General features: G+C 71.7%; 15 protein-coding genes. 10 read left to right on the forward strand and 5 right to left on the reverse strand.

Going from position 1 to position 12,673, the window contains the following annotated elements; genetic code table 11:
- Positions 1 to 2: 2 nt before the first annotated feature.
- The 6 genes from sufU (at position 3) to PV341_RS24205 (ending at position 3,937) form a co-directional block, all read left to right on the forward strand.
- Complete coding sequence (gene sufU, locus PV341_RS24180) at positions 3 to 467, forward strand: Fe-S cluster assembly sulfur transfer protein SufU (protein WP_326576995.1); 465 nt, start codon at positions 3 to 5, stop codon at positions 465 to 467.
- Positions 464 to 805, forward strand: coding sequence for a metal-sulfur cluster assembly factor (locus PV341_RS24185; RefSeq protein WP_018560667.1), 342 nt, complete (start codon positions 464 to 466; stop codon positions 803 to 805). The genes sufU and PV341_RS24185 overlap by 4 nt, the downstream gene beginning before the upstream one ends.
- 104 nt (positions 806 to 909) lie before the next feature.
- On the forward strand, positions 910 to 1,695 hold the full coding sequence (locus PV341_RS24190) for a hypothetical protein (RefSeq protein WP_500358952.1): 786 nt from the start codon (positions 910 to 912) through the stop codon (positions 1,693 to 1,695).
- A gap of 50 nt (positions 1,696 to 1,745) precedes the next feature.
- Entirely contained in the window at positions 1,746 to 2,066 is a 321-nt protein-coding gene (locus PV341_RS24195) for a DMT family transporter (protein WP_500327259.1), read from the forward strand.
- Positions 2,066 to 2,620: a TetR/AcrR family transcriptional regulator gene (locus PV341_RS24200; protein WP_500327260.1), complete on the forward strand. Its 555-nt coding sequence runs from the start codon at positions 2,066 to 2,068 to the stop codon at positions 2,618 to 2,620. Before PV341_RS24195 ends, PV341_RS24200 begins: the two co-directional genes overlap by 1 nt.
- Positions 2,621 to 2,725: 105 nt before the next feature.
- Entirely contained in the window at positions 2,726 to 3,937 is a 1,212-nt protein-coding gene (locus PV341_RS24205; protein WP_500358953.1) for an MFS transporter, read from the forward strand.
- Here PV341_RS24205 and PV341_RS24210 read toward each other — a convergent pair.
- The gene (locus tag PV341_RS24210) at positions 3,915 to 4,802 is read right to left on the reverse strand and encodes a winged helix-turn-helix transcriptional regulator (RefSeq protein ID WP_500327262.1); all 888 of its coding nucleotides are present in this window, start codon (positions 4,800 to 4,802) and stop codon (positions 3,915 to 3,917) included. The two genes, PV341_RS24205 and PV341_RS24210, sit on opposite strands and share 23 nt — an antisense overlap.
- Positions 4,803 to 4,870: 68 nt before the next feature.
- Between PV341_RS24210 and PV341_RS24215 the strand changes: the two genes are divergently transcribed.
- Positions 4,871 to 6,145 (forward strand): MFS transporter, encoded by a 1,275-nt coding sequence (locus PV341_RS24215; RefSeq protein WP_500327263.1) that lies wholly within the window; start codon positions 4,871 to 4,873, stop codon positions 6,143 to 6,145.
- Between the two features lie 10 nt (positions 6,146 to 6,155).
- Positions 6,156 to 7,148 carry a 2,3,4,5-tetrahydropyridine-2,6-dicarboxylate N-succinyltransferase gene (dapD, locus tag PV341_RS24220; protein WP_499511210.1) on the forward strand — a complete coding sequence of 331 codons (993 nt, stop codon included), beginning with the start codon at positions 6,156 to 6,158 and terminating at the stop codon, positions 7,146 to 7,148.
- A 283-nt stretch (positions 7,149 to 7,431) separates the two neighbouring features.
- Here dapD and PV341_RS24225 read toward each other — a convergent pair whose 3' ends face one another.
- The 3 genes from PV341_RS24225 to PV341_RS24235 form a co-directional block, all read right to left on the reverse strand.
- Positions 7,432 to 7,638: a hypothetical protein gene (locus PV341_RS24225; protein WP_500327265.1), complete on the reverse strand. Its 207-nt coding sequence runs from the start codon at positions 7,636 to 7,638 to the stop codon at positions 7,432 to 7,434.
- 280 nt (positions 7,639 to 7,918) lie between these two features.
- The gene (locus PV341_RS24230; protein ID WP_500327266.1) at positions 7,919 to 8,581 is read right to left on the reverse strand and encodes a Type 1 glutamine amidotransferase-like domain-containing protein; all 663 of its coding nucleotides are present in this window, start codon (positions 8,579 to 8,581) and stop codon (positions 7,919 to 7,921) included.
- Between the two features lie 461 nt (positions 8,582 to 9,042).
- A complete protein-coding gene (locus PV341_RS24235) occupies positions 9,043 to 10,269 on the reverse strand; it encodes an MFS transporter (protein WP_500327267.1) in 1,227 nt (408 codons plus the stop codon).
- A 499-nt stretch (positions 10,270 to 10,768) separates the two neighbouring features.
- Here PV341_RS24235 and PV341_RS24240 point away from each other — a divergent pair, with 499 nt between their 5' ends.
- Positions 10,769 to 11,056 carry a hypothetical protein gene (locus PV341_RS24240; RefSeq protein ID WP_500358954.1) on the forward strand — a complete coding sequence of 96 codons (288 nt, stop codon included), beginning with the start codon at positions 10,769 to 10,771 and terminating at the stop codon, positions 11,054 to 11,056.
- 28 nt (positions 11,057 to 11,084) lie between these two features.
- Here PV341_RS24240 and PV341_RS24245 read toward each other — a convergent pair whose 3' ends face one another.
- Positions 11,085 to 11,555 (reverse strand): GNAT family N-acetyltransferase, encoded by a 471-nt coding sequence (locus PV341_RS24245; RefSeq protein WP_500327270.1) that lies wholly within the window; start codon positions 11,553 to 11,555, stop codon positions 11,085 to 11,087.
- Between the two features lie 236 nt (positions 11,556 to 11,791).
- Here PV341_RS24245 and PV341_RS24250 point away from each other — a divergent pair, with 236 nt between their 5' ends.
- A complete protein-coding gene (locus tag PV341_RS24250) occupies positions 11,792 to 12,550 on the forward strand; it encodes a hypothetical protein (RefSeq protein ID WP_500358955.1) in 759 nt (252 codons plus the stop codon).
- Positions 12,551 to 12,673: the final 123 nt, after the last annotated feature.

Raw genomic sequence — 12,673 nt, forward strand, 5'->3', positions numbered from 1 at the left:
CTGTGAAGCTGGATTCGATGTACCAGGAAGTTATCCTGGACCACTACAAGAACCCGCACGGCCGCGGCCTGCGCGACGGTGACGTCGAGGTGCACCACGTCAACCCGACGTGCGGCGACGAGATCACGCTGCGCGTCAAGCTCGACGGCACGTCCATCCGGGACATCAGCTACGAGGGCCAGGGCTGTTCCATCAGCCAGGCCAGTGCCTCCGTGCTCAACGAACTGCTCGTCGGCCGCCAGGTCGACGAGGCCGTGAAGGTCCAGGAGGTCTTCCTGGAGCTGATGCAGTCCAAGGGCAAGCTGGAGCCCGACGACGCGATGGAGGACGTGCTGGAGGACGCGGTCGCGTTCGCGGGCGTCTCGAAGTACCCGGCGCGCGTCAAGTGCGCGCTGCTGAGCTGGATGGCGTGGAAGGACGCCACCGCCCAGGCACTGGGCGATGGCGCGGTCAGGGAGTCCGCATGAGCGAGAACGCAGAAGTGACGACGACGAAGCCGGCGAGCGAGGAGGAGATCCGTGAGGCCCTCTACGACGTCGTCGACCCCGAACTGGGCATCGACGTCGTCAACCTCGGCCTGATCTACGGCATCCACATCGACGACAGCAACGTCGCGACCCTCGACATGACGCTCACGTCGGCGGCCTGCCCGCTGACCGACGTCATCGAGGACCAGGCGAAGTCGGCCACCGACGGCATCGTCAACGACCTGAAGATCAACTGGGTCTGGATGCCGCCGTGGGGCCCCGACAAGATCACCGACGAGGGCCGCGACCAGCTGCGCGCGCTCGGCTTCAACGTCTGACCCGCACGGGACCACGACCGCGGGACGCCGCTCCGGGGAGGAGCGGCGTCCCGCGGTCGTATTTTCGTTTGCGGGGGTTCCCCCGGGTCGGTGAGTCTCCGCGCATGAGCAGTCATTTCGCCGCCATCGGACTCGGCGTGACCGACCGGGACTCCTTCCGTTCACTCGTCGTCGGGCTCCTCGAACGCGCGGACACGCAGCACGTCGAGGGTGAGCTGAGGCGGCACGTGTGGACGGGCGCCGGAGGCGCCAGGGTCGTCATCGAGACGCAGGGGCGCTCGATCGCCCAGGTGCTGCTCTGCCTGGCGCCCGCCGAGCCGGTGCCGGTGGCCCGCGTGGCGCTGGTGGACGAGGAGACCGCCCGGCTCGAACTGCTGGACCGTCCCGGCGGGACGATGCTGTGCCCGCTCGCGGTGGAGCTGGAGGACCGCGCCGTGCTGCGCTCCCGGGGCGGTACGGCCCCCGAGGGCGAACTGCGCCTCGCCGCGCTCGCGGAGCGGCTCACCCTCCACACCGGGGGCAGGCAGGCGTACGACGCCGCGCAGGAGGAGGGCGAGATCGGTTTCGCGCCCGACTACCTCCTTCCCTTCGGCCTGTTCGCGCCCGAGGGGGCGGGCGAGGACTGGGTGCCCTCGGCGCACGCGGCGTTCGCCGGGGAGGTCCTGCTCGCCGAGGTCCACGAAGGCGGGGCAGGGGGCGGCCGCTTCCACTGGCTGCGGGTGCGCACCATCGGCGGCCACGAGGTCGATGTCGCCGTGGCCGGCGAGGAGTTGACGGACACCCCGGCCCCGGGGCACTGGGTGGACGGGGAGTTCTTCCTGACGGATTCGCTGGGCCTGGCGCCGGCGCCGGACACCGCCCGGAAGCGGTGGTGGCCGCGCCGGTCCTGAGGGGCCCGCCATGCGTACGAGCGTACACATCGATGTGTACGCTCGTACGCATGGCATACGCATTGCTGGGCGGGGCGATCCTCGCCGAAGTGCTCGGTACGACGTCCATGAAGTACAGCGACGGCTTCACCAAGCTGTGGCCCTCCCTCGGCACCACCGCCGGCTACCTGATCGCCTTCGCGCTGCTCGCGCAGACGCTCAAGTCGATGTCCGTGGGCACCGCCTACGCGATATGGGCCGGAGTCGGCACCGCGGCCATCGCCGCCATCGGCATGGTCTTCCTCGGCGAGGCGGCCACCGCCGCCAAGCTGACGGGGATCGCCCTGGTCATCGCCGGGGTGGTCGTCCTCAACCTCGGCGGCGCCCACTGATGGCCCGCCGGTACGACCCGGAGCGGCGGCAGCGCATCATCGACGCCGCGATCCGCGTCGTCGGCGAGCGCGGCATCGCCGGGCTGAGCCACCGGGCCGTCGCCGCGGCGGCCGACGTCCCGCTCGGCTCGACCACGTACCACTTCGCCACCCTCGACGACCTGCTGGTGGCCGCGCTGCGGCAGTGCAACGAGGTCTTCTTCCGGGAGGTCGGGGAGCGCGCCCTGCTCGGCTCGCCCGGCGCCGACCTCGCCGCGGAACTGGCCCGGTTCGTCGAGGAGACGGTCTCCCGGGACCGTCCGCGTGCGCAGCTGGAGTACGAGCTCTACCTCGCCGCGCTCCGCCACGATGCCGTACGCCCGGTCGCCGCGGAGTGGGTGGACCACATGGCCGCGCTCCTCACCCGGTGGACCGACCCGGTCACCGCCCGCGCGCTGGCCGCCCTCACCGACGGGATGTGCCTGCAGGCACTGCTGACCGGCCGCGACATCGACCGGGAGGAGGCCCGCGAGGTCTTCGCCCGGATCATCGGCACCTGTGACCGGGTTCGCTGACCTATACCGGCCGCGACCTGATCCGGCATCCTCACGCGCCGCATTCACGCCTTCACGTGATCGATTCTTGTAGAGCGTCGATCGGAGGGCAGTATGAAACAGGCGATGAAGGACATACCGAGGGTGGTGTGGCTCCTGGCCAGCGGCATGTTCTTCGTGGCGGCGGTGAGCTTCACCTTCGTCTACCTCTTCGTCTACCTGACCGGACCGCGGGGGCTCAGCACCTCCCAGGCAGGACTCATCGCCGGTGTGGGCGGCGTCGGCATGGTCGCCGGCAACTTCACCGGCGGCTGGTTCGGCGACCGCTTCGGGCACCGCCGCACCCTGATCACCGGCATGGTCGTGTCCGGTCTCGGCCTGGCGGCCCTGCCGCTGACGCCGACCGCCGCCCTCGCGGTGGTCTTCCCGGTCGCCCAGTACGCCACCGGCATCACCCGGGCCTCCAACTCGGCGCTCATCGCCTTCTCCGTGCCCGAGGGCTCCCGCCGTCAGGGCTTCGCCCTGCTGCGCTTCATGGCGAACCTCGGCGTCACCGTGGGCCCGCCGCTCGGTGCGCTGATCGCCACGACGATCTCGTACGACTGGCTGTTCGTGGCCGACGGCCTCGGCATGCTCTTCTTCGGTGTCTACGCGCATTTCATCCTGCCGGCGAACGGCAACCACCGGCCCAAGGGCGAGGCATCGCCCGACGCGCCCGGCCTGTGGACCGCGCTGCGCGCCCGGCCCGCCGTCCTGGTGCTGCTCGTCGCGATCCTGGTCGCCGACACCATCTACCGCCAGCAGTACTCCACCCTGCCCGTGTACCTGAAGGACCACGGCATCGGCACGGGCGTCTACGGCGCCCTCATCGCCATCAACGGCGCGCTGGTGATCCTCCTCGAACTCCCGGTCACCATCGCCCTGCGCCGGCGCGCCCCGCTGCCGATCATCGGCCTCGGCGTGATCCTGGTCGGGCTCGGCTTCGCCGCGCTGACCACCGGCGGATGGTACGTCGCGGCCGCCGTCGCGATGATGATCCTGCTGACCGTGGGCGACATCCTCTACAAGTCGCCGTCCACCGCCTACGTGGCCGACAACGCCCCCGACCACCTGCAGGGCCGCTTCCAGAGCATGTACGCCGGCGCGTCCATCAGCGGCGTGGTGCTGGCCGCCCCGCTCGGCGGCGTGCTCTACGAGCACGCGCCGGGCGCGCTGTGGCCGCTGTGCGCGGTGCTCGGCGTCATCGCCGGCGCGGCCGTACTCGGTGCCCAGCGGCTGTCGGGCGTACGGGACGCGGCCGCCGAACCGGACGCGGTCAAGGCCGCGACGCAGTCCTGACCGCCTCGAGCGCCTCCGCCACGCTCGCCGTGATGTCCGTGACCGGGTAGAACACCCGCCGGACCACCCGGTCCGCGCCGACCACCAGCGTCAGCCGCTTCAGCCGTACCGCGCCGCCCGCGCGGAAGGTCGGCAGCCGCAGCGCCGCGGACAGGGTCAGCTCCGCGTCCGACAGCAGCGGGAAGCGCAACCGCTCCCGCTCGGCGAACTCCGCCTGCTCGTCCGGACGCTGGGTGCTCACCCCGTGCACGGCCGCGCCCGCCGCGGTGAACTCCGCCTGCCGGTCCCGGTAGGTGCAGGACTCCAGCGTGCAACCCGCCGCACCCGGGATGTCGCCCCAGCCCGGGGGGTAGGACGCGGGCCGCGCGTAGGCGCCGGGGAAGCAGTAGAGGACCGTGAACGGGCGGTCCGCGGCCACCGGGTCGCGGAGTTCGCCGTCCGGGCCCGCGGGGAGCAGCAGCGCGGGCACGCGGGTCCCCGTCAGCGCGTGCACGCGCTCCGCCTCCCGTGAGCCGTCCGGTGCGGTGCCGGTGGTCGTGCCGTCGCCCAGCACCCACTGGTCGCCCCAGTCCTGGAGGGCGATCAGCACCGGCAGCAGCGCCCGGCCGCGCGGGGTGAGCCGGTACGCGTGGCGCACGGGGCGGTCCTGGTACGGCTCACGGGCCAACACGTCCGCGTCGACCAGCAGGCGCAGCCGCTCGGCCAGCACCTTGCGGGAGACGCCGAGTTCGCGCTGCAGGTCGTCGAAGCGGTCCACGCCGCGGGCGGCGTCCCGCACGATCAGCAGCGTCCACCAGTCGCCGACCACGTCGAGGGCCTGGGCGATGGAGCAATTCGCGTCACCGAGTTCTGTGCGGCGGGCCATGCCGCTATCCTGCCAGCCGGGAGTGAGTTTCCAAAAGGAACTCACTGGGCGGAGGAGGGGGTACGGGCATGCGCGAGGTGCCCAGGGTCGTCTGGTTGCTGGCCGCCGGGGTCTTCACGAACGCGGTCGTGAGCTTCACGTTCGTCTACCTCTTCGTCTGGCTGACCTCGGTACGGGGCCTGCCCGTCCCGGAGGCCGGGCTGATCGCCGGCACGGGCGGGGTGGGCCTGGTCGCCGGCAACTTCACCGGCGGCTGGTTCGGCGACCACCTCGGGCACCGCCGCGTCCTGCTCGCCGGGTCCGCCGTCTCCGGCGCCGGACTCGTCCTGCTGCCCGCCCTGCCGACCGCCGCGCTGCTGCCCGTCCTGCTGCTCGCGCAGTACGCGTCCGGCACCGTGCGGGCCGCCAACTCCGCGCTCGTCGCCGTCTCCGTCCCCGAGGGCGCGCGCCGCCAGGGTTTCGCCGTGCTGCGCTTCGCCTCCAACGCGGGCTTCACCGTGGGGCCGCCGCTCGGCGCGCTGCTGGCCGCCCGCACCTCGTACACCTGGCTCTTCGTCGCCGACGGCCTCGGCACCCTGCTCTTCGCCGGCTACGCCGCCCGCGCGCTGCCCGCCCAGGGCGCCCGCCGGGCCCGTGCCGTCCGCGCCGCCGGCGCCGACGGGTTGTGGGCGGCACTGCGCGCCCGGCCCGCCGTCGTGGTGCTGCTGGCGACGGTCCTGGTCACCGACACCGTCTACCGGCAGCAGTACTCCACCCTGCCCGTCTGGCTCGCCGACCACGGCATCGGCACCGCCGCGTACGGCCTGCTCATCGCCGTCAACGGAGGCGTCATCCTCTGCCTGGAGATCCCGGCCACCGTCGCCCTGCGCCGCCGCCCGCCGCTGCCGATCATCGGCACCGGGCTCGTCCTCGTCGGCGCCGGCTACGCCGCCCTGGCCGGCGGCCCGTACATCGCCGCCGCGGTCACGATGATGCTGCTTCTCACGGCGGGGGAGATCCTCTACAAGACCACCGCCACCGCCTACGTGGCCGACAGCGCCCCCGACCACCTGCAGGGCCGCTTCCAGTCCCTGTACGCAGGCGCCTCGGTCAGCGGTACCGTCCTCGCCCCGCCCCTCGGCGGCGGCCTGTACGAGGCCGCGCCCGGCGCGCTGTGGCCGGTCTGCGCGGTGCTGGCCGCGCTCAGCGGGGCGGTGCTGCTGGCGGCCGCCGCTCGGTGGCGGCGCGGCTCCGGGTCCGCCGACGCGGGTGCGCGGGACACCGGATCGGCCGGGGCCGAGGCGGGCGGGCGCCGGCGTTCCGGATGGCGGGCCGGTTGGGCAAGTGCGGGACGCAACGACTAGCGTTCGACACATGACTGAAACGACCGCCACCTCTCGCGCCACCGGTGCCGTTGCCGCAGGCCTCGCCACGATCGCCGCCGACGGCACCGTCCTCGACACCTGGTTCCCCGCGCCCGAGCTCGTGGCGGCGCCCGGCCCCGCCGGGACCGAACGGCTCTCCGCCGAGCAGGCCGCCGAGCTGCTGGGAGACGCCGCCCCCAAGGCCCTGGGGCCGGACCCGCGCCGCGGCGTCGAGGTCGTCGCCGTACGCACCGTCATCGCCTCGACCGACGACAAGCCGCTCGACGCGCACGACGCATACCTGCGGCTGCACCTGCTGAGCCACCGCCTGGTGAAGCCCAACGGCCAGAACCTGGACGGCATCTTCGGCCTCCTGGCCAACGTCGCCTGGACCTCCATCGGGCCCGTCCCCGTCGGCGACATCGAGCGCGCCCGCCTCGCCGCCCGCGCCGAGGGGCTGCACCTGTCGGTCTACGGCGTGGACAAGTTCCCGCGCATGACGGACTACGTCGTCCCCGCCGGCGTCCGCATCGCCGACGCCGACCGCGTCCGCCTCGGCGCGCACCTCGCGTCCGGCACCACGGTGATGCACGAGGGCTTCTGCAACTTCAACGCCGGCACGCTGGGCACCTCCATGGTCGAGGGCCGCATCAGCCAGGGCGTCATCGTCGGCGACGGCTCCGACATCGGCGGCGGCGCCTCGATCATGGGCACCCTCTCCGGCGGCGGCAAGGCGGTCGTCTCCATCGGTGAGCGCTGCCTCCTCGGCGCCGAGGCCGGCATCGGCATCTCCCTGGGCGACGACTGCGTCGTCGAGGCCGGCCTCTACGTCACCGCGGGCACCCGGGTCTCCCTCCCCGACGAGACCATCGTCAAGGCCAAGGAGCTCTCCGGCGCCAACAACCTCCTCTTCCGCCGCAACTCCATCACCGGCGCGGTCGAGGTCCTCCAGCGCACGGGCTCGTGGGGCGGGCTGAACGAGATCCTGCACAGCCACAACTGACCGCCGGCGGCCGTGACCTGCGGCTGTCTTTTCGATCAACGTCCTGATCCGCTGCTGAGCTGTCGGCAGTTGTCGACGTTGGTCATCGCCGAGCGCCCTTCCACGGCCCGAGGACGGCCCGGGAGGGCGCTCGTGCAGGAGCCCCGCTCCAGGAGTTCGATCCGGGCGCCGTCCGGCGGTACCACCGTGTGGTCGGGACGAGCCTGCGGGGCCCAGCGACTCTCCCGGCCACGCTCGCGCGGGAGCGCCCCGCAGCGGGTGGCTGCGGGGCGCATACCGGGTACTAGTCGACCATCTGCCCGTCGTACGTGCCGCCCTTGCAGGTGTTGGTCGCCCAGTCGACCGTTCCGCCGCCCTGCTCGCACTCACCCGGGGTGGGGCTGGCGGTGGTGGCGGCGGTGGCTGCGGTGGCGGTGGCGGCGCCGGTGAGGCCGAGTCCCGTGAGGGCTGCCGTGGCGATGACGGCGGCGAGGATTCGTCGAATGCGCATGTGGTTCCCCTTTCACGCATTGCCTCGGTTCGGACACTAGTCAGCTTGATCTTCACCCATGTGGGTGGCACGTCACGATGCGCCATTCGGGTGACGGCGCTGTCGGGTGCGGGGCCTGATTCGGCGCGTGCGGGAGGGCCGGGGCCGCGCTGGTGGAGTTGGGCGTGGTCGAGCAGCGGGATCACGCGGTCATGGAGGTGGCCGCGGGCGCCCCGGTGGTCGAGGTCGCGGCACGTCATGGGGTCTCGCGGAACGACGCGACGTCACGACTGTCGGGCGGCTATGACCCGAATTTCGTCCATTGCCCTTCGGAGACCACCTCGACGGAGCCGTCGACGACCTGGATGGCCGTCTGTTCGTCGATGGCGTAGGCCGGGACGCCGATGTCGGCGGCCCAACGCTCCGCGTCAGCCGGGGTGTTCGTTGGGAAGGCGTCCAGGTGCGGGAAGATCGAGAAGTCGACGACTCCCAGAGTGCGGTCGTCCGGCGCGGACGCCCACTCGACGAAGTACGCTCCGATCCGGGGCGTCATCACCATGCTTCCGGCGCTCACTCCCACCCAGACCGTGTCGGGCAGCGAAGGCAGCAGATCGGCCAGCCCGGACTCCCGCATCCAGTGGCACAGGTACGTCGCGTCGCCGCCGTCGACCAGGAGCACGTCGGCCTCCCGGACCCAGGGGACCCATCGTTCTGCGCCGATGGTGGGCAGTGCGGTGAGTTCGAGGACGCCGAGTGACGCCCAGCCGAGGCCGGTCAGGTGCTGCCACCGGGGCTCGGCGGCTACGAGGCCCCGCACCGATGTCGGCCCGCACATCGGGTGACCCCATTGTGCTGTCGGGATGCAGAGGGCGTGGCACTCGGCGATCGGCTTGCCGAGGAGCTTGACGAGCGCCGTGTGGATGCTCGGGTTCGTGACGCCGCCTGACGTGAGCAGGAGCTTCAAGGTGCCTCCAAATTCGCGTGCGGAAGGTGGATGTACCTGAAGACCCGAGACCGTGCTGGAACTCATCGCAGTCCGGGCGACCTCTTCAGAGGCCCTTCAGGTCGCCGGGGCTCTCGGCTCGTCCTCCGGCTGCCATCGACGTTCATGGGACACCCTGAACCGGTGGCGGCGGCCTTGGCCGACGTGACGAGCGCCCCCCGCGGGAGGGCGCTCGCGCGTTGAGGGAGCTGTGCCTCGTATGCGTCAGATCGCCTCGCCCTAGGCCGTGTCGTCAAATGTCCGCCTGCCCCGCGGCGCCTGGCACGGCACTCCCCCAGCCTTCGGCCGGGGGTGCCCCCACGCTGCGTTGTCGAATCGACCGAGTAGCCCACTACGAGGACGACTCGCCGCCTTGCGATGCACCGCACCAGACGCCGCTGGGCCCGCCCTTCGGGCGGCCGGCGCTCATTTGACGACACGACCTAGGCCGCCTTGGCGTCGATCTTCCCCATCCGCTCCTCGTCGACGTGCGTGTTCTCGGCGAGGAACACCGCCCGTACCGGGCCGGAGAGCCACAGCGAGACCGCCGAGAGTTCCGCGACCCCCAGGACGGTGAAGAACATGCCGCCGGAACCGATCGCTGCCGTCCACCAGTCGTAGGAAAGGCCGCCGATGAGCACCGCGACCGGGTAGGCGCCCTGGGAGATCAGGCGGCGGCAGCCGCTGACGACGCCGAGCGCGTCGCCGGGTGACTGGCGCTGCCAGATCGCGGTCATCGGGCCGCCGGTGAGCTGCAGCCCCGCGTTGCGGCCGAAACTCCCCAGGTACCAGAGCCAGTGGGCACCCGGTACGACGAGCAGGATGCGGCCTGCCACGGCCGCGGTGGCCTGTGCGGCGGGCAGGAGGACGTCGGCGCGGTGCGGCCGCTTGCGCAGCGTCATGTACAGGGCGCCGGAGACCAGCCCCACTCCGCCGAACGCGGAGTACGACCCCCAGCCGACACTGCCGGCGTGCCGGGTCACGTAGGCCACCAGCCCGGCTGCCGAGAGGCCGTTGAAGAAGTTCAGGGCGCTGTACGACAGCTGCAGCCGGCGCAGGCCGCGATGCGCCCAGATGAACCGGAAACCGGCCGCGACATGCGCGAACGGCGACTGCCTCGCCCCCCGTTCGACCATGGGCAACCCTCGGGCCAGCACCGCCATGAGGGAGAAGGAGAGCAGCAGCCCGGTGAGACTGGTTCCCAGCACGACGTCCGGCCCGGAGACCGCGTAGGTCCACGCGCCGATCGCCGGTGCCAGGATCTGCGGAACGCTCTGCACCAGGTGGACGAGCGCGTTGGAGCGGACCAGTTCGACATCGCTCGCCAGGTGCCTCACCACACTGACGATGAGCGACTGCGCCACGCTGTCGGCGAGGGCCTGCACGACGAGGACGACGCCGATCAGGACGAAGTCGACGTGGTCGTCGCGCACGATGAGGAACAGCGCGGCGACCGTCGCGGCCAGCACGGCGTTGGCCCCGAGCAGAACGTGCCGTTGAGGGAAACGATCGACGATGACGCCCGCGAACGGGGCGAAGAAGACGCTCGTGAACGTGCGCACCGCCAGCAGGACCGCGAGCGTGGAGGCCTCGCCGGTTTTCGTCGTGACGGTGAGCGTGACGGCGATCGACGCCATTCCCGCACCCAGCAGGTTCAGGAATTCGGACACGAGTATCGCGAGGAAGGTCGCCCGCCTGACAGCAGCGGTAGGGCGCATCACGTGCTGGCCTCCAGGGTGCCGGTGGTGCCCGGCCAAGGCCGGGCAGGGTCGGTCAACGACGGTTGCTCAGGGCGTGACGGGGTCAGCCTGCGCCGCCGCCGGTCAGTGATGGTTCGGGGATTGCGGTATCTCACCGGTGCTGTACGCGCTCGTGGGGGACCTGCCGTGCGTGGGGAGACGGGCTCAAGCGGAGTCCGGGAGCGTGTCGATCACGGCCAGGACCGTAACAGCCAGGCTGAACCGGCGCCTACTGCCTCGGCACACCCGTCACCGACAGGCACTGTGGTCAACGGCATTGAGGTCCGGGAACAGCCGGCGGAGGGTCAGCACCGTGAGCCCGGCGTCGATCGTCGCCCGAATATCCTTCCGGGATGATGCCTGCGCCCCTGACCCACGTCGATGAGGACGCGGCCTGCGGTTTGCCGGGCCGGGCGGTGACGTGTTCCGCGTGCCCGGGGCGACCGTCGTGGTCGGACTCCTGTCGGTGGTGATCGTCGCGGACCCCGGGGACGACCCGGACGTCAGCGGGGTGTGGAACGACCGGGAGTTCCGGCTGGTCGGCCTCGCACCGGCCCCCGTCGCGTCACGCACTTCCTGGTCGGCCCCTGGTCTCGTCGCCACGGTCAGCCCCAGCGGGGACGAAGGAAAGCTCGACGTCTGGGTCGGCGGCCGGCACCGCGGCGCACTGCATCCGCTCGGACTGCTCGACATCCCGTGGCGGCGCTTCGACGGATGACCGATGCGTTCACGCGCCCGCGCGGTGCTCAGCCGGGTGGGAGGGCGAGCCGCAGGACGATCTCGCCGTCGTCGATCTCACCGGTGGGCTCGAAGCCGAACTTGCGGTAGAAGGGCCAGGGTTCGCCGTCACCGGGCTCGTAGCTGGTCAGCAGCTCGGTGGCGCCGTCGGCGCGGACCAGGTCGGCGATCTGGGTGAGCACCTCCCGGCCGATGCCGTGCCCCTGGTGGTGCTTGTCGATGAGGAGGCGCCAGATGAAGTGCCGTCCCTGGTAGGGGCCGGCCGGCGGTTTCCACGACAGCATCACGAAGCCGACCGGCTCGTCGCCGCGGTACACGGCGCGGTACCAGGGGTTGGCGTCCGGCATCTTCGCCGCCTGCTTGAGCGACAGGGACACCGACGCGACGAACTGCTTCTGCTTGTGCCGGACGCGCAGGGCACGGACGGCCTCGCGGTTGTCGTCGGTGATCTCCCGGAGGTGCACGCCTGGGGACGTCATGCCACACCCTTTCCCTGTGCGTACGCGTAGCCGCGGGCGCCGGGTCGTACGTCCTCGCAGCGTATGCGGCCCGCCGCGCCCAGAGCGGGACTGGCGCGCCGGGAGGTGTGCGGACCCGGGCGGCGCATCCGGGGCCTGCGGCGTTCGACCGGCTGTTAGAGTCCGGCCTTGCCGGTTCCCGCCACCGTACGCAGGCGGCGGAGGATCCATGAGCGATCGGACCGCGAAGGACAACGATGGTCGAATTGGTACGGACCCTGGTCGAGGCACTCGTGCAAGGGCTGCCGGGACTGAGGGCGATCCGCGAGGAGAAGCGGCGCCGCAAACTCGGCGCGGAGCTGTTCATCCTCTACGTGCGGCTCAACGAGGTGATGCTGGAGGCGGAAGGCATCGTCAGGAACCTGGAGGGCTACGCGGAGCGGATGGGCCGGCACCTCGAGCACGGTGACGACGCGTACGCGCTCGGCGCGGGGGGCTGGGTCGCCCGGGGTGTGCAGAGGCAGATCGTGAACCTCGCGCGGATCTCCGGTCTGATGGGTGACCACGGTGTGGCGCTGCAGATCATCGACCCCGAGGCCTACAACCGGCTCCAGCCGCTGCTCAGCGGCAAGTTCAACGCCCTGCAGGTGCTCCTCGCCATCATGCGCTCCGGGGCCCTGCCGCTCGCCCCGACGCAGGAGGACCTCGCGAGGGCGATGGACGTCGGTCATCCCGGCAGCAGGGAGGGGCAGCGCCGGATGATGGCCAACCTGGAGGAGTTCGCGCCCCGGTGGCGTGACACCGCGCTCGCCACGTCGTCCCCATGGGGACCGTCGACGTACGAATCCGTCGTCCGGTACCTGCGGGAGCGCGAGCCGCGCGAGCAGCTGTCCGAGATCCGCGCCGCCCTGGAGTCGCTGCGGACGGCCCTCGAAAAGCACTTCACGATCTCCGACGTACTGCTGGAGGTCGGGGACGCGCGCATGGGGTATCGGAGCGGCAGCTTCGTGGAGTGACCCGCCCGGGCGGTGGACTAGGCGGGGTCGAGCGGTTCCCACGGGGGCGTGCCGCGGTAGGCGCGGCCGACCATCGTGACCCAGCGGTGGACCGCGTCCTCGTTGGGGGCGAAGGGGCCGGGG

Source organism: Streptomyces sp. PA03-1a, from assembly GCF_033792805.1.
Taxonomy (GTDB): Bacteria; Actinomycetota; Actinomycetes; order Streptomycetales; family Streptomycetaceae; genus Actinacidiphila.